Origin of the sequence: Leisingera sp. SS27 (assembly GCF_028368855.1) — a bacterium.
In the GTDB taxonomy this organism is placed as follows: domain Bacteria; phylum Pseudomonadota; class Alphaproteobacteria; order Rhodobacterales; family Rhodobacteraceae; genus Leisingera.
Window position 1 is genome coordinate 76,027 of record NZ_JAQNCY010000006.1, and the last position, 22,243, is coordinate 98,269.

The 22,243-nt window shown below is 61.4% G+C and carries 24 protein-coding genes and 1 pseudogene; 13 read left to right on the plus strand and 12 right to left on the minus strand.

Annotated features, from left to right (window positions below; all coding sequences use genetic code 11):
- The first annotated feature begins 53 nt into the window (after positions 1–53).
- Positions 54–1,280, plus strand: a complete 1,227-nt coding sequence (locus N6L27_RS13970) for an FAD-dependent monooxygenase (protein ID WP_271907907.1) — start codon at positions 54–56, stop codon at positions 1,278–1,280.
- Between the two features lie 24 nt (positions 1,281–1,304).
- On the opposite strand, the gene N6L27_RS13975 is transcribed toward N6L27_RS13970, so the two are convergent.
- Genes N6L27_RS13975 through N6L27_RS13985 form a run of 3 tightly spaced genes read right to left on the minus strand, consistent with a single transcriptional unit; the run spans position 1,305 to position 3,088 of the window.
- Entirely contained in the window at positions 1,305–1,493 is a 189-nt protein-coding gene (locus N6L27_RS13975) for a Trm112 family protein (RefSeq protein ID WP_271907908.1), read from the minus strand.
- Positions 1,490–2,134, minus strand: a complete 645-nt coding sequence (locus N6L27_RS13980; RefSeq protein ID WP_271907909.1) for an LON peptidase substrate-binding domain-containing protein — start codon at positions 2,132–2,134, stop codon at positions 1,490–1,492. Before N6L27_RS13980 ends, N6L27_RS13975 begins: the two co-directional genes overlap by 4 nt.
- Before the next feature lie 27 nt (positions 2,135–2,161).
- On the minus strand, positions 2,162–3,088 hold the full coding sequence (locus N6L27_RS13985) for a tetratricopeptide repeat protein (RefSeq protein ID WP_271907911.1): 927 nt from the start codon (positions 3,086–3,088) through the stop codon (positions 2,162–2,164).
- A 119-nt stretch (positions 3,089–3,207) separates the two neighbouring features.
- Here N6L27_RS13985 and N6L27_RS13990 point away from each other — a divergent pair, with 119 nt between their 5' ends.
- A complete protein-coding gene (locus N6L27_RS13990; protein ID WP_271907913.1) occupies positions 3,208–3,684 on the plus strand; it encodes a DUF6653 family protein in 477 nt (158 codons plus the stop codon).
- A 143-nt stretch (positions 3,685–3,827) separates the two neighbouring features.
- On the opposite strand, the gene N6L27_RS13995 is transcribed toward N6L27_RS13990, so the two are convergent.
- Both N6L27_RS13995 and N6L27_RS14000 read right to left on the minus strand, forming a co-directional pair.
- Positions 3,828–4,616 carry an exodeoxyribonuclease III gene (locus N6L27_RS13995; protein WP_271907915.1) on the minus strand — a complete coding sequence of 263 codons (789 nt, stop codon included), beginning with the start codon at positions 4,614–4,616 and terminating at the stop codon, positions 3,828–3,830.
- A 231-nt stretch (positions 4,617–4,847) separates the two neighbouring features.
- A complete protein-coding gene (locus tag N6L27_RS14000) occupies positions 4,848–5,534 on the minus strand; it encodes a response regulator transcription factor (protein WP_039184779.1) in 687 nt (228 codons plus the stop codon).
- A 172-nt stretch (positions 5,535–5,706) separates the two neighbouring features.
- On the opposite strand from N6L27_RS14000, the gene ribA reads away from it, so the two are divergent.
- Positions 5,707–6,795, plus strand: coding sequence for a GTP cyclohydrolase II (ribA, locus tag N6L27_RS14005; protein WP_271907917.1), 1,089 nt, complete (start codon positions 5,707–5,709; stop codon positions 6,793–6,795).
- Positions 6,795–7,304: a L,D-transpeptidase family protein gene (locus N6L27_RS14010; protein WP_271907918.1), complete on the plus strand. Its 510-nt coding sequence runs from the start codon at positions 6,795–6,797 to the stop codon at positions 7,302–7,304. Before ribA ends, N6L27_RS14010 begins: the two co-directional genes overlap by 1 nt.
- Positions 7,305–7,324: 20 nt before the next feature.
- Here the strand turns inward: N6L27_RS14010 and N6L27_RS14015 are convergent, their stop codons facing one another.
- Both N6L27_RS14015 and N6L27_RS14020 read right to left on the minus strand, forming a co-directional pair.
- Positions 7,325–7,975: a YggS family pyridoxal phosphate-dependent enzyme gene (locus N6L27_RS14015; RefSeq protein WP_271907919.1), complete on the minus strand. Its 651-nt coding sequence runs from the start codon at positions 7,973–7,975 to the stop codon at positions 7,325–7,327.
- A gap of 122 nt (positions 7,976–8,097) precedes the next feature.
- Entirely contained in the window at positions 8,098–9,105 is a 1,008-nt protein-coding gene (locus N6L27_RS14020) for a porin (RefSeq protein WP_271907920.1), read from the minus strand.
- 311 nt (positions 9,106–9,416) lie between these two features.
- On the opposite strand from N6L27_RS14020, the gene N6L27_RS14025 reads away from it, so the two are divergent.
- The 5 genes from N6L27_RS14025 to N6L27_RS14045 all read left to right on the plus strand — a co-directional run bounded on the left by N6L27_RS14025 (position 9,417) and on the right by N6L27_RS14045 (position 14,749).
- Positions 9,417–9,902 (plus strand): DUF3576 domain-containing protein, encoded by a 486-nt coding sequence (locus tag N6L27_RS14025; RefSeq protein WP_271907921.1) that lies wholly within the window; start codon positions 9,417–9,419, stop codon positions 9,900–9,902.
- 88 nt (positions 9,903–9,990) lie between these two features.
- The gene (gene leuS / locus N6L27_RS14030) at positions 9,991–12,555 is read left to right on the plus strand and encodes a leucine--tRNA ligase (protein WP_271907922.1); all 2,565 of its coding nucleotides are present in this window, start codon (positions 9,991–9,993) and stop codon (positions 12,553–12,555) included.
- Positions 12,542–13,057, plus strand: coding sequence for an LPS assembly lipoprotein LptE (gene lptE, locus N6L27_RS14035; protein WP_271907923.1), 516 nt, complete (start codon positions 12,542–12,544; stop codon positions 13,055–13,057). Before leuS ends, lptE begins: the two co-directional genes overlap by 14 nt.
- Entirely contained in the window at positions 13,054–14,082 is a 1,029-nt protein-coding gene (holA, locus tag N6L27_RS14040; RefSeq protein ID WP_271907924.1) for a DNA polymerase III subunit delta, read from the plus strand. Before lptE ends, holA begins: the two co-directional genes overlap by 4 nt.
- A 76-nt stretch (positions 14,083–14,158) precedes the next feature.
- Complete coding sequence (locus N6L27_RS14045) at positions 14,159–14,749, plus strand: glutathione S-transferase family protein (RefSeq protein WP_271907925.1); 591 nt, start codon at positions 14,159–14,161, stop codon at positions 14,747–14,749.
- Here N6L27_RS14045 and N6L27_RS14050 read toward each other — a convergent pair.
- Positions 14,722–15,921: a TIGR03862 family flavoprotein gene (locus N6L27_RS14050; RefSeq protein WP_271907926.1), complete on the minus strand. Its 1,200-nt coding sequence runs from the start codon at positions 15,919–15,921 to the stop codon at positions 14,722–14,724. The genes N6L27_RS14045 and N6L27_RS14050 overlap by 28 nt on opposite strands.
- A gap of 68 nt (positions 15,922–15,989) precedes the next feature.
- Here N6L27_RS14050 and N6L27_RS14055 point away from each other — a divergent pair, with 68 nt between their 5' ends.
- Complete coding sequence (locus N6L27_RS14055) at positions 15,990–16,283, plus strand: HNH endonuclease (RefSeq protein WP_271907927.1); 294 nt, start codon at positions 15,990–15,992, stop codon at positions 16,281–16,283.
- On the opposite strand, the gene N6L27_RS14060 is transcribed toward N6L27_RS14055, so the two are convergent.
- From N6L27_RS14060 to N6L27_RS14075, 4 genes and pseudogenes are all read right to left on the minus strand, one after another.
- A complete protein-coding gene (locus N6L27_RS14060) occupies positions 16,280–16,492 on the minus strand; it encodes a hypothetical protein (protein ID WP_241482658.1) in 213 nt (70 codons plus the stop codon). The two genes, N6L27_RS14055 and N6L27_RS14060, sit on opposite strands and share 4 nt — an antisense overlap.
- Positions 16,493–16,687: 195 nt before the next feature.
- Positions 16,688–16,972: pseudogene (locus N6L27_RS14065) on the minus strand (VOC family protein); the annotation flags it as partial.
- Positions 16,963–17,574: an enoyl-CoA hydratase/isomerase family protein gene (locus N6L27_RS14070; protein ID WP_271907928.1), complete on the minus strand. Its 612-nt coding sequence runs from the start codon at positions 17,572–17,574 to the stop codon at positions 16,963–16,965. The gene N6L27_RS14070 and the pseudogene N6L27_RS14065, both read right to left, overlap by 10 nt.
- Positions 17,571–18,320, minus strand: a complete 750-nt coding sequence (locus N6L27_RS14075; RefSeq protein ID WP_271907929.1) for an SDR family oxidoreductase — start codon at positions 18,318–18,320, stop codon at positions 17,571–17,573. Before N6L27_RS14075 ends, N6L27_RS14070 begins: the two co-directional genes overlap by 4 nt.
- Positions 18,321–18,455: 135 nt before the next feature.
- Here N6L27_RS14075 and N6L27_RS14080 point away from each other — a divergent pair, with 135 nt between their 5' ends.
- From N6L27_RS14080 to N6L27_RS14090, 3 genes are all read left to right on the plus strand, one after another.
- Positions 18,456–19,979, plus strand: coding sequence for a DUF2125 domain-containing protein (locus N6L27_RS14080; RefSeq protein ID WP_271907930.1), 1,524 nt, complete (start codon positions 18,456–18,458; stop codon positions 19,977–19,979).
- Positions 19,980–20,101: 122 nt separating this feature from the next.
- Positions 20,102–21,448 carry a TldD/PmbA family protein gene (locus tag N6L27_RS14085; RefSeq protein WP_271907931.1) on the plus strand — a complete coding sequence of 449 codons (1,347 nt, stop codon included), beginning with the start codon at positions 20,102–20,104 and terminating at the stop codon, positions 21,446–21,448.
- Positions 21,435–22,238: an inositol monophosphatase family protein gene (locus tag N6L27_RS14090; RefSeq protein WP_271907932.1), complete on the plus strand. Its 804-nt coding sequence runs from the start codon at positions 21,435–21,437 to the stop codon at positions 22,236–22,238. Before N6L27_RS14085 ends, N6L27_RS14090 begins: the two co-directional genes overlap by 14 nt.
- The last annotated feature ends 5 nt before the right edge of the window (positions 22,239–22,243 follow it).

Sequence of the window (22,243 nt, forward strand, 5' to 3'; positions counted from 1 at the left end):
AATCCCACGCTTCCGGCATGGACAATCCTGCCAGCAGGCGCATATTGCGGGGCATGAAAAATGCGTCCGATATCCTGATCGTGGGCGGCGGGCTGAATGGTCCGGCGCTGGCCCTGGCCTTGGCCCAGACCGGTCACAGCGTTACTGTTGTCGACTCGCTGACCCCAGACAAATTCGCCGATGAAGGATTTGACGGCCGCGGCTATGCGCTGGCGCTGGCCTCGCAGCGGCTGTTGCAGCAGACCGGCGTCTGGCAGCATGTAGGCGACAACGCGCAACCCATGCTGGAGATCAAAGTGACGGATGGCCATGCGGGCCACGGGCCGTCGCCGTTCTTCATCCACTTCGACCACGCGGAGCTGGAAGAAGGCCCGATGGGATACATGGTCGAGGACCGCTTCCTGCGCCGCGCGTTCCTGCAGGCGATGGAGGATGCGCCCGGGATTACACTGGCGTCCGGACGCACCGTGGTCGCGCAGGTGCCGGATCAAACCGGTGTCACAGTCACGCTGGATGACGGCGGAGAACTGCGCGGCCAGGTCCTGGTCGGCTCTGACGGGCGCCGCAGCGGCACCGCTCAGCGCGCGGGAATCAAGCGCACGGGCTGGGATTACGGCCAGACCGCGCTGGTCTGCGCTATCGACCACGAAAAGCCGCACCATGGCATTGCCCATCAATTCTTCATGCCGCCCGGGCCATTGGCGATCCTGCCGCTGCCAGGCAACCGGTCATCAATTGTGTGGAGCGAGCGGACCGAAACCGCCAAGGCAATCCACGCCCTGGATGACGCGGATTATATCCAGGCGCTGCGGCCCCGGTTCGGCGATTTCCTGGGGGAGATTTCCCTGGCGGGCAAACGCTTCACCTACCCGTTGAACCTGACCATCGCCAACAGTTTCATCGGCGACCGCCTAGCGCTGATCGGCGATGCCGCGCACGGCATGCATCCTATTGCCGGTCAGGGCCTGAACGCGGGTCTGCGCGATGTTGGCGCATTGGCAGAAGTGATCACCGAGGCGACACGGCGCGGCGAAGATATCGGCTCCTCCTTGGTGATGGAGCGCTATCAGCAATGGCGCCGGTTCGACACCGCCTCGCTTGCGGCCGCAACTGACGTTTTCAACCGGCTGTTTTCCAACGACAACCCGCTGCTTCGGCTGGGCCGGGACATCGGCATGGGGCTTGCGGGGGCCGTCCCCGGCCTGCGCCGCGGTTTCGTGCGCGAGGCGGCAGGCCTGACCGGCGATTTACCGCGGCTGCTGAAAGGGCAGGCGATTTAAGCGGAATTAGTGCCGCCGGCCGGATCAATCCAGCTCGCGCGCCTCATCCACCAGCATCACCGGAATACCGTTGCGGATCGGGAAGGCCAGGCTGGCTGCGCGCGAAACCAGCTCCTGCGCCTGGGCGTCGTATTCCAGCACTGTCTGGGTCAGCGGACAGACCAGTGCTTCCAGCATCCGCCGGTCAAAGGCTGGCGCCTGTGTTTCGGTCATTGCAGGGTTTCCTCCTGAGAGCCGCCGCGCAGGGCAAACTCGATCAAAGTGACAAGCGTTTCCCGCCTTGTGGCAAGGCATGGCGCCTCAAGCAAGGCCTGTTTGTCCTCGGTATCGAACTCGAGCAGCATCGCCAGAGAATTGATCAGCAATTCGTCATCCGCATCCTTCAGCGCTTCCCAGTCGGTAGACAGATTCCGGGCGGAAAAGAAACGGTCAAGAAGATCCAAGAAGGAAGTGCGGTCAAGGGTTTCATCCGCCTCGCAGCGCCCCAGGTCCCTGTCGAACCCCGTCCAGCTTACATCGCAGCGCCGGTAAGGCGTGAATCCGTTTGTCTCACGGGTAATCCTGAACCGGGAAACCCCCGACAGCGTGACAAGGTACCGTCCGTCTTCTGTTTCAGAGAACTGTGTCACCCGGCCGGCACAGCCGATGCTGTGAAGCTCTTCTCCGTTACCGTGCGGGGGAGGACAGGGTTGAACCATGCCAATCAGCCTTTGCCGTGTTTTCAACGTATCTTCAAGCATTTGCAGGTATCTCGGTTCGAAGATATGCAATGGCAAACGCGACCGGGGCAGCAGAAGCGCCCCGGGCAAGGGAAACACGGCGATCGTGTCCGGCAAATCGGCAGGCTGGATCATGGGAGAGAGTGTAGTGCTGCCCCGGTCTTAGGCAAATATCATTGAGCTCAGTTTGCGGCGCCCGTTCAGCACCACCGGGTCATTCGGCTTCAGTGCGTCGAAGATTGTGAACAGCTGCGTCTTGGCAGCACCATCGTTCCACTCGCTGTCACGGCGGAACAGTTCCAGCAGCTCTGCAACCGCCGCCTCTGCATCCCCTGCTGCATGCAGCGCCTGCGCCAGATCGAACCGGGCCTGATGGTCCTCCGGGCTGGCGTCCACCGCGGCACGCAGTTCAGCCACCGGACCGGCATTTTCCGCCTGCCGCGCTAGCGCGATTTGCGCGTGAACCGCCTCGATCTCAGCCGCATTGGAAATCTCCGCAGGCGCGCCGTTCAGAACCGCTTCGGCCTGATCCAGTTCACCCAAAGCGATATGGGCGCGTGCCAAACCGCCATAGGCGGCAGCATTCTTGTCGTCTTCGCCCAGGATCGCCGCGAAGGTCTGGGCCGCATCTGCGACAGCACCTTCGGCCAGCATCTGCTCTGCCGCTTCCAGCGCCTCCCCGAGGCCGCCATCGGCAGTGCCGCCTGCGGCCTCAATCACCTTCTTCACAAAGGCATCGATTTCGGATGCAGGCAGCGCACCCTGGAACATGTCGACAGGTCGCCCCTGGACAAACGCCACAACCGTCGGAATCGACTGCAGCGGCAGGCCTTGCTGTGCCAGAGCCTGTGCCAGGCGCTGATTCTCATCCACATTGATCTTGGCCATGGTGGCCGCGCCCTTAGCTCTCGTGACAGCTGTTTCCAGCATCGGTCCCAGAGTCTTGCACGGGCCGCACCAAGGCGCCCAGAAATCCACAATCACCGGCGCCTGCATGGATGCTTCCACCACATCCTGCATGAAGGTGGCTTCGGTCACGTCTTTGATCAAATCGTCCGCCGGTGCGGTGCTACCAAGAATTTCGCTCATCAGATTGTTCTCCGCTAGGAACTTGCCCCCTATATGGAATCCTGTGCGCCAGAAACCAAGAGAGGAGTTGGCCATTGGCCCGTCACTGGTTCGATCTGTTTGCCTTATCAGAGCGTCTGATGAGGATGGATGACGCCGCCTGGGCACGGCATGCAAACCCGTGGAGCGTCTACAGCCGCATGTCGGTGCTGCCACTGATGACCCTGGCCATCTGGTCCCGGATCTGGCTGGGTTGGGTTGCCCTGCTGCCGGTTCTGCTGGTGCTGTTGTGGACTTGGTTGAACCCGCGCGCTTTTTCGCGGCCTGCCGGCACCGATAACTGGGCCTCCCGCGGCACCTTTGGCGAGCGGGTGTTTCTGAACCGGGTGCAGGTTCCTGTTCCACAGCATCATGTAAAGTGGGCAATGGGCCTCGCCTGGGTGTCGGGCATCGGTGTGCTTCCCTGGGTTTTTGGCCTTTGGACTTTGAACCCCGGCATCACCTTGGCTGGGCTGACCCTGATGATTGGTGGCAAGTTGTGGTTCGTCGACCGGATGGTCTGGCTCTATCAGGACATGCAGGAAAAACATCCGGACTATGCCCGCTGGCTGCTCTGAATAGAAACTCTCCCGCCTCAGCTGCAAGCCTAGCTGCACCATAACCTCGCGGCGAACCTCCTCTGCTCAGCAGCTCAGTAGCACGCCGAACAGAAAAGAAACATCCCACGGATATTTGAGATCAGGCGGGAGAGCTCCGTCCCTTAAAGATCGAAGGTAGCGAACACCGGCGCATGATCGCTTGGCTTCTCCCAGCCGCGCGCATCGCGGAGTATTCGGCTGGAATGCGCCGCTTGGCTGATATCCGGCGTCGCCCATACGTGATCCAGACGGCGCCCCTTATCGGCGGCATCCCAGTCTTTGGCCCGGTAGCTCCACCAACTGTATAGGCGGCCTTCGGGGATGTCGTTGCGGGTCACGTCCAGCCACCCGCCGGCGTCCATCACATCGGCAAAATGCTCTACTTCAACCGGCGTGTGGCTGACGACTTTCAGCAGCTTCTTGTGATCCCAGACATCATCCTCGCGCGGGGCAATATTGAGATCGCCAACCAGAATCGACTTCTCCGGCTTCTCTGCGTGAAACCAGTCGCGCATGCCTGTCAGATAATCCAGTTTCTGGCCGAACTTCTCATTCTGCTCCCGGTCCGGCACATCGCCGCCCGCCGGCACATAGAAGTTTTGGATCACAACCCCGTTTTCCAGCCGCCCCGCAACATGCCGGGCATGGCCCAAGCCTGCAAAATCCTTGTCGCCAATGTCCTCAATTGGCAGGCGCGACAGGATCGCGACCCCGTTGTAACCTTTTTGCCCGCGGGCAATCATGTGCGTGTATCCCAGAGCCGCGAAGCCTTCCAACGGGATTTTGTCCACGGGACTCTTGCATTCCTGCAAACACAGCACATCCGGCCCTTCCTCCTGCAAGAGCTTCTGCACAATCGGCTCGCGCAGGCGGACAGAGTTGATGTTCCAAGTGGCAAGAGTAAATGGCATTTCGCGCCTCGTGATGTCATGCGGGTTTGGCGGCGATACTGCCTGTGCGTGCCTGGAAGTGCCAGAGACGTTTTCACGACCCGCCAAAATACCGGAACAAAAAAGGCCGGGCCCAAAGCCCGGCCAAGTCCAACAGGGAGGTGCATATCATGACCCGGATATGCGCGGGTGTAAGGCCATTCTAAAGATGTCCCTCAGGCTGCTCTTTGATCTGGCTCAACGCCAGCAGTATCAGGCGACCAGGCGGTATCCCCCGGACTCAGTTACCAGCAAGCGCGCATTCGAAGGATCGGGTTCGATCTTCTGCCGCAGGCGGTAGATGTGGGTTTCCAGTGTGTGGGTGGTCACACCTGCGTTGTATCCCCAGACCTCATGCAGCAGCACATCACGCGGCACAACACCATCGCTGGAGCGGTACAGGAACTTGAGAATATTGGTTTCCTTCTCCGTCAGCCGTATCTTGCGCTCATCTTCGGTGATCAGAAGTTTCATCGACGGTTTGAATGTATATGGCCCAAGCGCAAAGACGGCATCTTCCGACTGCTCGTGCTGGCGCAGTTGCGCCCGGATACGGGCCAGCAGCACAGGAAACTTGAAGGGCTTGGAAACATAGTCGTTTGCGCCCGCATCCAGTCCCAGGATCGTATCTGCATCTGTGTCGTGGCCGGTCAGCATCAGAATCGGTGACTTCACCCCTTGTTTCCGCATCAGGCGGCACAATTCGCGGCCATCGGTATCAGGCAGGCCGACATCCAGAATGATCAGATCGTACAAAGCCTCCTTGGCGCGCTCCATAGCGCTTTGACCATTCTCAGCTTCGAACACGTCAAAGTCTTCAGTCATCACCAGTTGCTCGCTCAAGGCCTCTCGCAGGTCCTCGTCGTCATCAACCAGCAGAATTTTCTTCAGTTGCGCCATCGGCTCGCCCTCCTGTTCTCCTGACCACACATGCGCATCCCTTGCACCCGCGGCAAGATTTGCTGCAAAACTCTCACGCCGACGTGTCCATGGCATGGAAATTGTTTCACATCCGTTGCATTTAGGCGTAAAGACAGCGAGCTTTGTTACAAAATAACATCGGAAACCCCGCATGAGCCTGATGCCCACAATGATCGAACTGTTGGCCCGTGCCCGGGTCGATCTGCGCATGGGACTGCCGGTTGTCTTGACCAACGGAAGCGAGGCCGCACTGGCGATTGCCGTGGAAGCTCTTACCGACGCACGCCTTTCGGACTTACGGTCCCTGGGGCCATTGTCCCTGGCTCTGACCGCGCGTCGCGCGAAAACGCTAAAGGCGCGGGTTTATGACGAAGATACTGCGCGTGTGGAAGTGCCAGCATCCGAAGGGCGCAAATGGATCCAGGCGCTTGCAGACCCGTCGGGTGATCTGGATACACCGATGAAAGGCCCGCTTTCCAGCGTGCGTGGCGGCAGTGCCGATCTGCACAGGCTCGCAATTGCCTTAGCAAAATCCGCCCGCATGCTGCCGGCTGCCGTTCTTGTGCCTTTGAACGGTTCCTCGGCATTTGCGGCAAGCCACGGTCTGACGCTCATTTCACGCAGTGCGGCGGAACCACTGCTGAGCGAAAGCTCCCCGCTGCATCCGGTGGCAGCTGCCCGCCTGCCAATGACGGCTGCCGAGGCTGGGCGGCTCCATATCTACCGTCCCGAAGATGGTGCGGAAGAGCACTATGCGGTGGAAATCGGCCGGCCTGACCGCAGCAAACCAGTCCTTGCCAGACTGCATTCGGCGTGTTTCACCGGTGATGTTCTGGGTTCTTTGAAATGCGACTGCGGACCGCAATTGCACGGTGCTTTGGCACAAATGGGAACAGAAGGCGCAGGTGTGCTTCTGTACCTCAATCAAGAAGGCCGCGGCATTGGCCTTGCCAACAAGATGCGGGCCTACTCACTGCAAGACCAGGGCTTTGACACAGTAGAAGCCAACCACCGGCTCGGCTTTGAAGATGATGAACGGGATTTCCGGCTTGGCGCTGCCATCCTGAAGAAAATGGGCTTCTCACAGGTGCGGCTGCTGACCAACAACCCGAACAAGATCGCAATGATGGAAAAAACGGGCATTCAAGTGACTGAACGGGTGCCACTGAAAGTGGGGGAAAACGCCCATAACCAGCATTATTTGGCCACCAAGGCCCGCAAGTCCGGGCATATGCTGTAGTGACGCCTGCTGATTTGGTCCTGACCCCGGCAGGCGTCCGTTTTATGGGACGGATGCTGCCCTGCACAATCGGCAGAGGCGGGCTGTCAGGTAACAAGCGTGAAGGCGATGGTGCGACGCCGGTGGGAACGCACAGAATAGCAGGGATGTTTTTCAGGCCGGACCGCATGCCCCGGCCGGCTCCTTGGGCGGTCCCGATTGGCCCCCGAGACCTATGGTCAGATGATTCCGCAGATGCCTTCTATAACCTTCAGGTGCGGGCACCCTATGGTTTCAGCCATGAAAACCTGCGCCGCGCAGACCCGCTGTACGATCTGGTTCTGATCACCGACTGGAACTGGCCAGATGCCATTCCCGGCAAGGGATCAGCCATTTTCATCCATCAGTGGCGCCGCCCCGGTTACCCCACAGAAGGGTGTATCGCTTTTTCCAGAACGGACCTTCACTGGCTCGCTGCCAGGGTGCAAATCGGCACAAAGATCATTGTTCCTGATTTGGCTGGCGCCTGAGCTTTTCAAAAGAATTCGCTTCAGTACGTGCGTTCGCCGAAAATTGCTGATCCGACCCTTACGTGCGTCGCACCAAGGGCAATCGCTGTCTCGAAATCTCCGCTCATCCCCATGGACAGGCCTTGCAAGTCATTCCGCTCTGCGATCTTGGCAAGCAGCGCGAAATGCAAACCTGGCTCCTCAACCACTGGCGGGATGCACATCAGGCCCTTCACCGGCAGATCCAGCTTGCGGCACTCGGCAACAAAGGTATCCGCATCGGCTGGCATCACGCCTGCTTTCTGCTCCTCTTCGCCAGTGTTCACCTGGATAAACAGGTCCGGGCATTTCCCCAGCTCCTGCGCCAAGCGCGCAATTGTATTGGCCAGTTTGGGACGGTCCACCGAATGGATGCTGTCAAACAGCTCCATCGCCTGGCGGGCCTTGTTGGTTTGCAAGGGGCCGATCAGGTGCAGATCAATCCCGTCGAATTGCTCAGCGAAATCCGGCCATTTGCCGGCTGCCTCCTGCACCTTGTTCTCGCCAAAGCAGCGGTGGCCCTGCTGCAGCACCGCTTCCACCCGCTCATTCGGCTGCACCTTAGACACCGCAATCAGCTGCACGCTGCCTGGCGCGCGGCCAACCTTGGCTTCAGCCTTGGCAATTCTGGATTTGATCTCTGCAAGCGGCATGGGTCCGGCCTCATCACTGTTTGGCCGCAAAGAACACTGTTTGCCGGGAAATGTTAAGGGGCAAAAGAAAGGGCGGGTCCCGAAGGAACCCGCCCCGAAATTCACGCTAGGCGTGCTTCAGCTTAGAAGCTGAAGTGCAGACCTGCCTGCAGGGAGTTGTCGTTGGTGTCGGCTGCGGTGTTCACGTAGCCAGCAACGAAGGTCACGCCGCCGCCCAGGTCATACTCGTAGTTGATGCCGAAGGAGGTGCCGTCGGTGCGGTCCATGCCAGTAACAACGTCGGTTTCGATGTCGGTGGAGTTCACCCACGCAACGATGTTCGAGGCTGCGCCGATTTCGGCTTCACCTGCCAGGGTCACAGAGTCAGCAGTTTCGGTGGTGCCGTAGGACAGGGTTGCACCGAACTGACCGAAGTCGCCGCCGATTGCAAAGAAGCCCATGCCGTCGCCGGAGCTCTCAGTGCTGCCGTCGGTCTTGGTTACAACTGCACCGTTGTCTTCGGACTGGTATGCACCGGTCACGAAGTAGTCACCGAAGGAGTAGCTCACCATCACAGCAGTACGCTGCAGGCCGTCTGCGGAACCCAGGGTGGTGCCACCGTTGGACTGAGAGTAGGAGATGTGGCCGGAGAAGCCGCCTGCAGAGTAGAGTGCTTCAACACCGTTGCGGCCAGCGCCTGCGGAGGTGAAGGTGTCCCAGTTGAAGTTGTTGCCGATGGCCAGGGAGTTGAAGCCCATGCCGTCGATGCCGGTGCCAACAGAGGTGGTGTTCAGGTACAGGCCCGGTGCGGAGTCGATCGCGCCCCAGATGTTGCCAACGTTCACACGCAGGCCGCCGTATGCGACGTGGAACTGCGGTGCGGACCATGCAGCCACACCCGGGGTGCCGTCACGGCTTTCGGCCTGGGCACGGATACGGCCACCAACGGTCACGCCACCATCAGTTTCGGTCGACGCGTCGAACTGCAGACGGAAACGGCTGGTGATGTTGGTGTCGGAACGGCCGGCAACTGCGTCGTTTGCTTCGTTCCAGTCCAGGCCAAAGCGGCCATAGCCGGACACTTTAACTTCTGCCGCGGCCATGCCTGCGGTGGCGATCAGCGCGGTGGTCGCGAAGAGAACCTTTTTCATAGTTTTTCCCTCGGTTTCTATTCCACTGCCCAAACCGGGGAATCCGGCGTGGGTATGCCAAGGGGTTTCGCTCTTTCGCCCCCGTTTTGGCAAGACTTGCGAAAGCCGGGCGAAACGATGCGGCTGTGGATGGTGCAGCTTTGCCACAGTCCACCCTGCCTGGGTGCCTGAATCAGCCCTGATCCGCACTTCAGGAAGCACCCAACATATGAAATCCTACGCAGGAGCAGAGTCATAGAGACCAAAGCCCTTGCTCCGCCGGCGCCGCTTGCGTTAGGTGTTCGCGCAGAAAAATGGCTCCGGGAGCGGTTATGAAATTCGGAAAGACCCTGCGGGTATCAGTGATCGGCGCGATCTGTCTCAGCCTGGCGGCGTGCGGCGGCAACAGAAGCGGCAAGGCGCCGGCAAGCACAGCCCGGACCACCAGCCACAAGGAAGAGATCCAAGGCGAAGCGACGAAATCCTCCGTCTTTGACTTCCTGAATGCCAAGCCAGACCAGACCGTTCAGGTAAACCGTTACCTGTGGACCGCCAGCCTGGATGTGCTGAGCTTCCTGCCGGTTCAGTCGGTTGACCCCTTCACCGGAGTGATCGTGACTGGTTACGGTACCCCGCCCGGCGGCGGACGTTCGTACCGCGCCACCATTCACATCAAGGATCCGGCGCTGGACGCACGCTCCCTGAATGTTGCATTGCAATCCAAAGGCGGCCCGGTCAGCGCCAGCACCACCCGCGCGGTCGAGGATGCCATTCTGTCCCGCGCGCGCCAGCTGCGCATCGCTGACGGAAAACTCTGACGCGCTGCCCTCTGGAAACACCAGCAAAACCCCATTATCAGAAGCGCCGGGCCACCAGCCCGGCGTTTTTATGCAAAGGACCGCTCTGATGCCGCGTTACTCCGCCACCGAAATCGAAGCAAAATGGCAGGACGCCTGGGAAAAGGCCGGGATCTTCCAGGCCAAGCGTACCGGCGGCAAGCCGAAGTACTATGTGCTGGAGATGTTCCCCTACCCGTCGGGCAAGCTGCACATGGGGCATGTGCGCAACTACACGATGGGTGACGTGATCGCGCGCTATAAGCTGTCTACTGGCCATAACGTGCTGCATCCGATGGGTTTTGACGCCTTTGGCATGCCGGCCGAGAACGCTGCAATGGCCTCGGGCGGGCACCCCAAGGACTGGACCTATTCGAACATCGATACCATGGTCGAGCAGATGAAGCCGCTGGGCCTGTCGCTGGACTGGAGCCGGATGTTTGCCACCTGCGACCCGGAATATTACGGCCAGCAGCAGGCGCTGTTCCTCGACTTCCTGGAGAAGGGCCTGGTCTACCGCAAGAACGCGGTGGTGAACTGGGACCCGATTGACATGACCGTGCTGGCCAATGAGCAGGTCGAGAACGGCCGCGGCTGGCGCTCTGGCGCGCTGGTGGAGCGGCGCGAGCTGACCCAGTGGTTCTTCAAGATCTCCGATTTCTCCGAAGAACTGCTGTCGGCGCTGGACGGCTTGGAAAACTGGCCCGCCAAGGTCCGCCTGATGCAGGAAAACTGGATCGGCAAGTCGCGCGGCCTGCAGTTCTCGTTTGAGCGCACCGATGGCGGTGAGCCGATTGAAGTCTACACCACCCGCCCCGACACACTGATGGGCGCATCTTTTGTCGGCATCTCGCCCGATCATCCCATCGCCAAGGCGCTGGAGACCGAATCGGACGAGGTTGCAGCCTTTGTCGCCGAGTGCCGCAAGGGCGGCACCACCGAGGAAGCCATCGAGACCGCCGAGAAGCTGGGCTATGACACCGGCATCCGCGTCAAGCATCCGCTGAACCCGGAGTGGGAACTGCCGGTCTGGATCGCCAACTTCATCCTGATGGATTACGGCACCGGCGCGATCTTCGCCTGCCCGGCGCATGACCAGCGCGATCTGGACTTCTGCCGCAAATATGATCTGCCTGTCATCGACACGTTCTTTGCGCTGGACAATGACACTCCGGTTGCAAACGAAGCCTTTGTGCCGGCAAAAACCGAAACGGTCCGCTGGGTCGACCATTTCGCCGGTCTGACCGAGGCAACCGGCGAGGAGGCCATCAACGCCACCGTTGACTACGCGGAAAAGGCAGGCTGGGGTCAGGGCGTCACCAAATACCGCCTGCGCGACTGGGGCCTGAGCCGCCAGCGCTACTGGGGGTGCCCGATTCCCGTGGTGCATTGTGAAGACTGCGGCGTGGTTCCCGAGAAGAAAGAGAATCTGCCGATCGCCCTGCCCTATGACGAAGACGGCAAGGCCATCGACTTCTCGGTGCCGGGCAACCCGCTGGACCGCCACCCCAGCTGGCGCAACTGCGCCTGCCCGTCCTGCGGCAAGCCGGCTTTGCGCGAAACCGACACCATGGACACCTTCGTCGATTCGTCCTGGTATTTCGCCCGTTTCACCGCACCGCGCGCAGAAACCCCGACCGACATGGCAGAGGCCGAATACTGGATGAACGTCGACCAGTACATCGGCGGTATCGAGCACGCGATTCTGCACTTGCTTTATTCCCGCTTCTTTGCCCGCGCGATGCAGATCTGCGGCCACCTGCCCCAGAAATCGGCCGAACCGTTTGATGCGCTGTTCACCCAAGGCATGGTGACCCATGCGATCTACAAGACCACCGGCAACAATCACCGCCCGGTCTACCACTATCCCGAGGAAGTGGAGCTGCGCGACGGCAAGGGCTTCCTGAAGGACGGCACGGAGGTGGAGATCATCCCCTCCGCTAAAATGTCCAAGTCCAAGAACAACGTAGTAGACCCTCTGCACATCATCTCGTCTTTCGGCGCGGACACGGCCCGCTGGTTCGTGCTGTCGGATTCGCCGCCTGAACGGGATGTGGAATGGACCGCCTCCGGTGCCGAGGCGGCCTATAAGCACCTGAACCGGGTTTGGAACCTGTGCGACCGGATCAGCGAAATGGATCGGAACGCAGAAGGTGAAGGAGACGAGGAGTTGCTGCGCGAGATGCATAAATGCATCCGCGACGTGACACTGGGCATCGATGCCTTCGGCTTCAACGCAGCAATTGCCAAGCTTTACGCCTTCACTGGCACACTCAGCAAATCCAAGGCCGGCTACAAGGCGCAGCGCGAAGCAGTGATGACTCTCGCCCAGCTGATGTCGCCAATGACCCCGCACTTGGCGGAAGACATCTGGAACCACCAGGGCGGCGAGGGCCTTTGCGCAATGGCACCTTGGCCGGTTGCGGACGAAACGATGCTGGTCGAGGCCACCGTGACTCTGCCGATCCAGATCAACGGCAAGCGCCGCGGCGAGATCGAGGTCGCCAAGGATCTGGACAAAGCAGAGGTTGAAAAACTCGCGCTGGCACACGAAGCTGTGCAGAAGGCGCTGAATGGCGGCGCTCCGAAAAAGGTAATTGTGGTGCCGGGCCGGATTGTGAATGTCGTTGCTTGATCGCAGAACCCTGCTGCTGGCCCTGCCCCTGGCGGCTGCGGCCTGCGGCTTTACACCCGTTTACGCTCCAGGCGGAACCGGGTCTGAGCTGCACGGCAGGATCGAAGTTCAAGACCCTGAGGAAATCAAGGGCGCCAGCGGAGCTGACGCCTATTTCCTCGTGCAGAACCTTGAGCAGCGCCTGGGCCGGGGCAGCAGCCCTGCATATGCGCTTGATCTGACGCTCAGCACCCGGGAAGAAGGTCAGGCAATTACCGCGGACAACGAAATTACCCGTTACTCTGTCGTCGGAACCGCAAGTTTTTCGCTAATCCGCTTGTCTGACGGTAAAGTTGCATCCAGTGGCACTGTGCGGAACTTCTCCGGCTACTCTGCTACCGGCACCACGATAGAAACGCTGGCAGGTGAACGGGATGCGCATGAACGGCTGATGGTGGTTCTGGCAGACCAGATCACGGCACAGATTTTGGCAACCGCGGATCTCTCCGCCGCTGCTGAATGAAGCTATCCCCGCGCGAAGCTGACGGCTATTTCGCCAAGCCCGATCCCGGCAAGACCGGCATCCTGATCTATGGCGCCGACGCGATGCGCGTTTCCTTGAAACGGCAGCAGGTGCTGGCCGCCCTGCTTGGCCCCGGCGCCGAGGAAGAAATGCGCCTGACCCGCCTGCCAGGCGGCGACCTGCGCAAGGATCCGGCACAGCTTTTGGATGCGGTCAAGGCGGTCGGGTTCTTTCCCGGTGTCCGGGCGGTTTTTGTCGAAGGTGCCAACGACACCGCCACTCCCGCCATTACCGCGGCTCTGGAGGAATGGCAGCCGGGTGATGCGCAGATCGTGGTCACGGCCGGCCAGCTGAAAGCGTCCTCCAAACTGCGCAAGGCGTTTGAAGGCCACGGCAACGCCTATGCGGTTGGCATTTACGACGACCCGCCCTCGCGTGCCGAGATCGAACGCATTCTGGGCGAGGCCGGCATCCGCGACGTGCCCGGCGACAGCATGTCGGCGCTGACCGATATCGCCAATGACATCGGCCCCGGCGACTTTTCCCGCATGATCGAGAAGCTGGCGCTATATAAACACGGCGACAGCAGCCCGCTGTCACTGGATGACATCGGCGCCGTCGCCCCGCAGTCGACCGAAGCCGCGCTGGATGACGTGCTCAACGTGGTCGCGGAGGGCCGCAGCCCCGAAATCGGCCCGCTGATCCGCCGCCTGCAGGCACAGGGCACCAACGCCGTGACCCTCTGCATCGGTGCCACCCGGCATTTCCGCACGCTCTACACCATCGCCTCCGCTCCCGGCGGCCCGGCCCAGGGCATCGGTCAGCTGCGCCCGCCGCTCTACGGCAAACGCCGCGACCGGATGTTGCGGCAGGCCCAGAACTGGGGGGCAAACCGGCTGGAAACTGCGCTGACGATCATCACCGACACCGACCTGGCGCTGCGTTCTGCCGGCCAGACCGCGCCGGCGCTGGCCCTGATGGAGCGGGCTTTGATCCGGCTTGCCATGCTCAGCCGCGCCCGCTGATCCCGAAACGCACCGTCCCGCTTGAACCGCCTTACAGCTCCGCCCATCATGGCACGGTAAGAACAGGAGAAAGACGATGTATACGGTCACCGGTATTCCGCTTACCCGCACCTTTCGGGTGCTGTGGGCGCTTGAAGAGCTTGAGCAGCCCTATGAGCTGAATCAGCATGGCCCCCGCAGTCCGGAAGTGCAGGCGCTGAATGTCTCTGGCAAGGTGCCGGTGCTGCAGGCGGAAGGTGAGGTCATCACCGATTCGACTGCTATTCTCACCTATCTGGCTGACAAGCACGGCGCGCTGACGGCCCCCGCGGGCACAATTGCGCGCGCCAAACAGGACGCGATGACCCATCTGCTGCTGGACGAGGTCGATGCCGTCCTTTGGGCCGCGGCCCGGCATAGCTTCATCCTGCCGGAGGAACAGCGGGTGCCAGAGGTGAAAGGCAGCCTGAAATGGGAGTTTGCCCATAACCTGTCGCGCCTTGAAAGCAAGATGGCAGGCCCCTTCCTGATGGGAGAGGAGTTCACCGTCGCCGATGTCATCTGCACCCATTGCCTGAACTGGGCACGCAGCGCAAAATTCCCGGTCGACGGTGAAAAGCTGCAAGACTACGGCAAGAGGATGCGGGAACGCCCGGCGTTTCAGCGAGTGGCCGAACTCGCCAAGTAATCCGCTGCAGCCCGTCCGGCCCACCGCCCGGTGGCCAGGCAGGCGGTCAGCAGATAACCGCCCGTCGGGGCTTCCCAATCCAGCATCTCCCCGGCGCAGAAGGTTCCGGGGATTTGTTTCAGCATCAGGTTGCCATCCACTGCATCGCGGCAGACGCCGCCGGCGGCCGAAATCGCCTCGTCCAACGGGCGCAAACCCGCGTGTTTCACCGGCAGCGCCTTGATCAGCCTTGCCAGGTCCACCGCCTCCTGCGGCAGCGGGCGCCCGAATTCCTGCAGCAGCGCCACGGATGCCGGTGACAGCTTCAAAGCCTTGCGCAAGTGATTGGAGAGACTCGCCTTGCCGCGCGGGCGCGACAGGCGGCGGGCAACTTCCGCAGCCTCCAGATCCGGAAGCAGATCCATATGCAGCACCGCCCCCTCCCGCACCACGGCACAGACGGAATAGATGCCGCCGCCCTCCAGCCCGCGCTGCGAAATCACCGCTTCACCGCGCGAAACCTGGCCGCCCGCCCGCAGCGCAATCCCTTTGAGCGGCTGGCCGAATTGCGGTGCCAAATGCTTGGACCACTCCACCAGCAGCCCGGCATTGGCAGGCTTGAATGGCGAGACTTCTACCGCTCGCTCCTGCAACAGCGGCCGCCACGCCCCGTCCGACCCCAGCCGCGCCCAGCTTGCGCCGCCAAGCGCCAGAACAACGGCACCTGCCTCAATCCGCACAGAACCGTCCGGCGTTTCAAATGTTAGAGCTGAGCCGTCCCAGCCTGCCCAGCGCCAGCGGGTGCGGATCTGCACGCCATAGCCGCCCAAACGGCCCAGCCAAGCCCGTAAAAGCGGCGACGCTTTCATTACCTTCGGGAAGATCCGGCCGGTGGAGCCAGTGAACAGCTCGCTCCCCAGTCCCTGCGCCCAGGTCTGCACTGCCTTCGCATCAAAGGCCCGGACCATCGGCGCCAGCCAGTCCGCCGCCTCGCCGTAGCGGGTGATCAGCTGTTCGAAAGGTTCGTCCTTGGTCAGGTTCAGGCCGGATTTTCCCGCCATCAGGAACTTGCGGGCAGCTGACGGCTTGGCCTCAGCCACCAGCACCTGGTGCCCGGCGCGGCCCAGTTCTTCGGCAGCCATCAGCCCTGCTGGCCCGGCTCCGATCACCACTGCGTCCCACGCCTCTGTCATGCCATCCCCTTGCCAGCCCTTGCCGCCGGCGTGTCTAGTGCCCGCACGAAACCAGCCGAGGCCTGTGCATGTCTGATCCGAACTGCCCGCTGTGCGGCCGCCCCATCCCAAAGGGCGCGCCGCAAAGCCTGCACCATCTGATCCCAAAACTGAAAGGAGGCAAGGGCGGACCAACCGTTCTGCTGCATGACATCTGCCACCGCGAGATTCACGCCACGCTGACAGAGGCGGAACTGGCCCGCGACTTCAACACACCGGAAACGCTGCAAGCCCATCCGCGGCTGGCAAAGTTCATCGCCTGGGTTCAGAAACGCCCGCCGGAATTCCGCTCACGCGTGCCCGGCAAGCGGCGCAAGCGCTAACTAATCTCAAGCCCCTTAAAGGCCGGGCTGTCACGCAGCTGCGCCCCGGGAATGTGCTGAAATTCCAGCGTTGTGTAGGGCCGCCGCCACAGCCATTCCCGGTTCGCCACCGACTGCAAGTCCGGGTCCGGCGGCGTCTCTTCGGTATAGGCCAGGAAATGCAGGTCGAAACCGAACTCCGCCACGTCCTGTACCGATAGCAGTTTCATGTCCGTGTGAAGGATCAGCTCAGCGGCGATGTCCCCGGTCCGCAATGTGATCTGCCCGACATGAGCCCCGCCGCCCAGAAGCTGAGCAGGATCACCAGCACCGTCAGGCCGGTTGCACAGGAAATCATGCTGCAACAGTTCCAAAGCGAACCCTTCAGGATCATGCAGATGCGCCATATAACCTATGTCGCGAAACTGATGCGGCGCCGATACCTCTATGCCCTTTTGCCGCAAGTGCTCACACGCAATATCCAGATTGGGCAGGCAGATGCCAATCTTCCAGAAGCGCTCATCGCGGGCATGAGGAGCCCGGGTTCCACCGGGCAGAAAGATAAGATCTGCGTCTTCACCTGCATAACCGGCCCGCCAGATCTCGCCGTCGGCCCAAGCCTTCATGCCAAACACATCCGCATAGAAGCCAGCCAGCCGCTTGGGGTCTTCGACTTGCAACTGGAGCCCTGAAAGCCGCTTCACCGGCATATCCGCAGGATGCCCGCCGCGACCTCCGGATTGGCCTCCAGCGAATGCGTAAGAAGATCACGGGCTGTGTCCATCAGTGCTTCCGGCTCAACGATCCGGTCCACCAATCCATAATCGTAGGCCTCCTGTGCCGTGATTTTCTGCCCGGCAGCCACAATCAGCTTGGTCCGGGCCGACCCGATCAGTGCTGACATCCGACCTGCATCCGAAGGCTGCGGCAGGTAGCCGAGCTTCATGACCGGGTAGAAGAACTTTGCCGACGGCACCGCTATACGGATATCGCAGGCCAGCACCATACCATTTGCACCACCCGCCAATGTGCCGTTCAGCGCAGCTACTTTGAGGCAGGGAACTGCTGCCATTGCCGCCGACAGCCGCTCCCATACAGGCGAGGTCGCAAGGCCTGCCCGCGCCTCCTCCAGATCGGCACCGGCGCTGAACACCTTGCCTGTTCCGGTCAGGATAAGCCCACGGGCCTCCTGCGCGCGTTCGGCGATCTCTGCCAGTTCCGTCAGCATCGACTGTGTCAAAGAGTTCGCCTTGTCCGGCCGGTTGACAGTGACAGTCCACAGCCCGTTTTGCGCGATGTCCAGCCCGATCATATCAGGCCCACCCGCTGGCGGATGCCGTCCTCACGAAGAGAGACTTCCTGACCTATGCAGTCATCTGCATCCGGCGTGCACATCCACATAAGCGTCCGGGCGGGCCATTCGGCCGGAATGTGGTCTTCCCATTCCAGCTCGCTCACCGGGTTAATGCCGCTGGCCTTGATCTCCCGCTGCATCTGGGTCGCCACAGTTCCTGGCGACAAGCCCATAGCGCGGATACCATTTGCGCGCTCCTCTAGATCGAGCGCAGAGGTCAGCATCGCTGCGCCTGCCTTGGAAGAGCAATAAGCGCTCCACCCCTCCAGCGGCCGGTGCGCCGCGCCGGAGCTGACGGTGATGATGGTTCCGCCTCCCGATGGCTTCATCAGCGGCAGAGCAGCCCGCATACCGTTGAACACGCCTTTTAAGTTGATGTCGATCAGCTTACCCCAGCCCTCCGGCGATGCGTCCTCCAACCGGGAAATCGGCTCGATCACACCGGCATTATTGATCAGGATGTCCAAACTGCCAAATTTCTGGTGCGCCGCGCCCAGCGCGGCCTCAATGGAAGCGTAGTCAGAAACGTCGCAAGCAAATGTCAGCACATTCTTGCCAATCTCTTCCGCAAGGTCATGCAGTGCGTCTGCACTTCTTGCCAGCAAGGCCAGATTGGCCCCGGCAGCGGCAAAAACACGGGCCGCATCAGCGCCGATCCCGCGGCTGGCTCCTGTAATTGCAACTGTTTTTCCGTTGAATTCCATGCCCGCAACCTCCAAGTGACTGATAACCCAAGTGGTAAAGCGGTTAGGGGGAACGGTCCAGCCCAAGGCCCCCTTGACGGCACCGCCCGCCGGGCCGACGATGTTTTCAATTATCTCTCAGAGAAAGGTTCTCTAATGTCCGTTTTTCTTGCGCGCGGCGGTGCCGCAGCGGCAATTTTGGTTGTTTCCGCTCAAGGCGCTCTCGCCGACCTGAGCGCCCAGGAGGTCTGGGCTGATTGGAAGGCGTATTTGACCAGCACCGGATACACCGTGTCCGGCACTGAGGCCGTATCAGGCAACACCCTGACTGTAACCGATGTGTCGATGGCCATGCCGATCCCCGAAGAAGACGGCTCCGGCACCATCAGCTTCCCCGAAGTCCAGTTCGTTGAGAACGGCGACGGCACCGTCAATGTGCTGCTGCCTGCCGAGTTTCCGATGGGCTTTGCGTTTTCCGGCGACGGCGAGACGTTTTCGGGCAAGCTGATCTATTCCCACGACGGTTCGCCGATGAAAGTGGCCGGTGATGCCGAAAACATGAGCTACGACTACGCCTCCTCCAAAGTGACCATGACGCTGGATGAGTTGTCAGCGGACGGCGAGCCAGTGCCCGCAGAGGTGGCAAAAGTTCAGGTCGAGATGAACGACGTTGTCACCAAAAGCACCATGAAGGTTGCCGAGGGGCGCAGCTACGACCAGACCATGACCGCCTCCAGCCTCAGCTATGACATGGGCTTCAATGATCCCGAAGGCGACGGCACGGGCGCATTTAAAGGCGCGCTGCAAGGCCTGAGCTTCACCGGCACCGGCACCGTTCCCGAGGGGCTGGAAAGCCCTGACATGGCCGCGCTGCTGGAGGCTGGCTTTGCTTTCGACGGCACCTTCACCTTCACCGGTGGCAATGGTTCGATCTCGGGTGTGGACGGCAGCGAATCCTTCGCCATGGAAAGCAACTCGCAAGGCGGTGCATTCACCGTTTCTATGGATAAGCAGCACCTGACCTATGACGTGTCGCAGGTTGCAACCAACGTGAACATCTCCGGCTCCGAGATCCCGTTCCCGCTGGCGCTCAGCATGGCGGAGACCGGCTTCAAACTGATGATGCCGCTGGCCAAGTCCGAAGAAGAGCAGGACTTCGCACTTGGCGTTACCCTGCGGGACTTTGCTGTTCCGGAAATGCTGTGGGGCATGGTCGACCCGACCGGCCAGCTGCCGCATGACCCGGCAACTGTCATTCTGGACCTGGCCGGCAAAGGCAAGGTTCTGTTTGACCTGTTCGACCCGGAAGCCATGGAAGCCGTGGAAATGGGTGAGGAGCAGCCCGGTGAGCTGAACGCGCTGACCGTGAAGCAGCTGCAGGTTTCCGCTGCAGGCGCCGAGCTGACCGGCACCGGTGACTTCACCTTCAACAATGATGACCTGACCAGCTTTGATGGCATGCCGGCACCGGCAGGCGAGGCCAACCTCAAACTGGTCGGTGCAAACACCCTGATCGACAAGCTGATCGGCATGGGCCTGATGTCTGACAGCGACGCCATGGGCGCGCGGATGATGATGGGCATGCTGGCGGTTCCGGGCGAAGGTGAAGACACCCTGACCTCCAAGATCGAAGTCACCGAAGACGGCCAGGTGCTCGCCAACGGCCAGCGCATCAAGTAACCGTCAAATCCTTTAGAAGATCTGGAAAGGGGCTGCCTCACGCAGCCCCTTTTTTGCACCCCGCACTTGCGGCATGTCGCTTCACTGGATAGCTCTTTTAAAGAGCAGAACAGAAGGTGCCCATGACCCAGTCCCCCGAAGCGCTTTGCCACGCCCTGATCGATGCCGCCCGCAAGGCCGGCGCGGATGCCGCCGACGCCATGGCGGCCGAAGGCAGCTCCCTCAGCATCGAAGTCCGCGAGGGCAAGCTGGAACACGCTGAACGTTCGGAGGGCACCGATCTGGGTCTGCGCGTGTTTATCGGCAAGCGTCAGGCCATGGTCTCTTCCTCCGACATGCGGCCAGAAACCATCGCGGCCATGGCCGAACGCGCCGTTGCCATGGCCAGGGAGGCACCGGAAGACCCCTACGCAGGCCTGGCCGATCCGTCTCAGCTGGCGAAGGATTGGGATTTGGCTGCGCTGGAACTCGAAGACACAAGCGGTGAGCCTGAGCCAGCTTCCCTGCAAGAGGACGCACTGGCTGCCGAATCTGCTTGTCAGGTGGTAGAGGGCATCACGCAGGTGCAATCCGCGGCCGCCGGATACGGCCGCCATGTTGTGCATCTGGCAGCCACAAATGGTTTCTCAGGAGGCTATCAGCGCACTGGCCGGTCTCTTTCCTGCACCGGGATCGCGGGGACAGGCACGGGAATGGAGCGGGATCACGACGGCGATTCCCGAACCTTTCAGGCGGATCTGCGCAGCGCTGAAGAAATTGGCCGCACTGCAGGTGACCGCGCGGTCGCCCGAAGCGGCGCCCGCAAGCCCAAAACCGGCAGCTACCCGGTGCTGTTTGATGAACGCATTTCCTCTTCGCTGATCGGCCATCTGATGTCCGCTGCCAACGGTGCCGCAATTGCCCGCGGCTCCTCCTGGCTGAAGGACTCGCTCGGCCATCAGGTGCTGCCCGAGACACTCTCTGTGATTGAGGATCCGCATCGGCCGCGGATTTCCGGCTCCCGGCCCTTTGACGGCGAGGGCCTGGCGACCCGCAAGCGCACGGTTGTCGACAACGGCGTGCTGACCGGCTGGACGCTGGATCTTGCCTCTGCCCGCAAGCTGGGGCTGGAAAGCACCGGCAACGCTGCCCGCGGCATCGGCGGTGTGCCCTCGCCGTCGACTTGGAACATTGCGCTGACCCAAGGCGATGCCAGCCGCGAGGATCTGATCGCACAGATGGGAACTGGCCTGCTGGTCACCTCGATGATCGGCTCCACAATCAATCCCAACGCCGGTGACTATTCCCGCGGCGCATCCGGTTTCTGGGTGGAAAACGGCGAGATCGCCTATCCGGTCAACGAATGCACCATCGCAGGCAACCTGCACGACATGCTGCGCCGGATTGTGCCAGCCAATGACGCGCGCACGTATCTGTCATCCGTGGTGCCATCACTGCTGGTTGAAGGAATGACCCTTGCCGGCAACTGACCTTTCCCTGCTTGTAAAAGCGGCGGAACAGGCCGGAGACATTGCATGCCGCTATACTGGTCCCGACGCCAAGCGCTGGGACAAGCCCGGCGGCGCCGGTCCGGTGACAGAAGCAGATCTGGCCGTAAACACCATGCTGGAAGACATGCTGCAGCAAGCGCGGCCCGGCTACGGCTGGTTGTCGGAGGAGACTGAGGACAGCCCCGCCCGTTTGGCCTGCGAGCGGGTATTCATCATCGACCCGATCGACGGCACCCGCAGCTTTGCCGAAGGCTCCCGCACCTGGGCCCATTCCATCGCTATTGCCGAAGCAGGCGAGGTCACGGCTGCGGTCATTTATCTGCCACAGCGGGAGCTAATGTACACAGCCGCAAAGGGAGAGGGTGCCGCCTGCAACGGCAGCCCGATCAGGATCTCCGCTGCGACAGAGCTCGCAGACACGGAAATTCTGGCCGCCAAGCCAAATCTGCAGCCGCACCACTGGCAGGGTGGCACCCCGCCTGAGTTCATCCGCAGCTACCGGCCTTCACTGGCTTACCGGCTCGCCAAGGTGGCGGACGGCCGGTTCGGAGCCATGCTGACGCTGCGCCCGAGCTGGGAATGGGACATTGCCGCCGGCGATCTCCTGGTGCGCGAGGCCGGCGGCATCATCACTAACAGGTCAGGCAGCCTGCTGCGCTTCAACAACCCGCATCCCCTTCTGAACGGGGTGGTTGCCGGAAACACACCCCTGCACACGGCGCTGATGGCGGCGCTGGACCCGGCAGGACCTGGCATCACTGGACATTGAACTGG

Bases quoted from the DNA above. Each gene is read 5' to 3' on its own strand.
- N6L27_RS14060 (WP_241482658.1), bottom strand. From the start codon at position 16,492: ATGAAACTGCTATCGGTACAGGACGTGGCGGAGTTCGGTTTCGACCTG.
- N6L27_RS13980 (WP_271907909.1), bottom strand. From the start codon at position 2,134: ATGATCCAGCCTGCCGATTTGCCGGACACGATCGCCGTGTTTCCCTTG.
- N6L27_RS14085 (WP_271907931.1), top strand. From the start codon at position 20,102: ATGACCCAGTCCCCCGAAGCGCTTTGCCACGCCCTGATCGATGCCGCC.
- holA (WP_271907924.1), top strand. From the start codon at position 13,054: ATGAAGCTATCCCCGCGCGAAGCTGACGGCTATTTCGCCAAGCCCGAT.
- N6L27_RS14025 (WP_271907921.1), top strand. From the start codon at position 9,417: ATGAAATTCGGAAAGACCCTGCGGGTATCAGTGATCGGCGCGATCTGT.
- N6L27_RS13990 (WP_271907913.1), top strand. From the start codon at position 3,208: ATGAGGATGGATGACGCCGCCTGGGCACGGCATGCAAACCCGTGGAGC.
- N6L27_RS14070 (WP_271907928.1), bottom strand. From the start codon at position 17,574: ATGATCGGGCTGGACATCGCGCAAAACGGGCTGTGGACTGTCACTGTC.
- N6L27_RS13995 (WP_271907915.1), bottom strand. From the start codon at position 4,616: ATGCCATTTACTCTTGCCACTTGGAACATCAACTCTGTCCGCCTGCGC.
- leuS (WP_271907922.1), top strand. From the start codon at position 9,991: ATGCCGCGTTACTCCGCCACCGAAATCGAAGCAAAATGGCAGGACGCC.
- lptE (WP_271907923.1), top strand. From the start codon at position 12,542: ATGTCGTTGCTTGATCGCAGAACCCTGCTGCTGGCCCTGCCCCTGGCG.
- N6L27_RS14055 (WP_271907927.1), top strand. From the start codon at position 15,990: ATGTCTGATCCGAACTGCCCGCTGTGCGGCCGCCCCATCCCAAAGGGC.
- N6L27_RS14045 (WP_271907925.1), top strand. From the start codon at position 14,159: ATGTATACGGTCACCGGTATTCCGCTTACCCGCACCTTTCGGGTGCTG.
- N6L27_RS14050 (WP_271907926.1), bottom strand. From the start codon at position 15,921: ATGACAGAGGCGTGGGACGCAGTGGTGATCGGAGCCGGGCCAGCAGGG.
- N6L27_RS13970 (WP_271907907.1), top strand. From the start codon at position 54: ATGAAAAATGCGTCCGATATCCTGATCGTGGGCGGCGGGCTGAATGGT.
- N6L27_RS14080 (WP_271907930.1), top strand. From the start codon at position 18,456: ATGTCCGTTTTTCTTGCGCGCGGCGGTGCCGCAGCGGCAATTTTGGTT.
- N6L27_RS14075 (WP_271907929.1), bottom strand. From the start codon at position 18,320: ATGGAATTCAACGGAAAAACAGTTGCAATTACAGGAGCCAGCCGCGGG.
- ribA (WP_271907917.1), top strand. From the start codon at position 5,707: ATGAGCCTGATGCCCACAATGATCGAACTGTTGGCCCGTGCCCGGGTC.
- N6L27_RS14015 (WP_271907919.1), bottom strand. From the start codon at position 7,975: ATGCCGCTTGCAGAGATCAAATCCAGAATTGCCAAGGCTGAAGCCAAG.
- N6L27_RS13985 (WP_271907911.1), bottom strand. From the start codon at position 3,088: ATGAGCGAAATTCTTGGTAGCACCGCACCGGCGGACGATTTGATCAAA.
- N6L27_RS14000 (WP_039184779.1), bottom strand. From the start codon at position 5,534: ATGGCGCAACTGAAGAAAATTCTGCTGGTTGATGACGACGAGGACCTG.
- N6L27_RS13975 (WP_271907908.1), bottom strand. From the start codon at position 1,493: ATGACCGAAACACAGGCGCCAGCCTTTGACCGGCGGATGCTGGAAGCA.
- N6L27_RS14020 (WP_271907920.1), bottom strand. From the start codon at position 9,105: ATGAAAAAGGTTCTCTTCGCGACCACCGCGCTGATCGCCACCGCAGGC.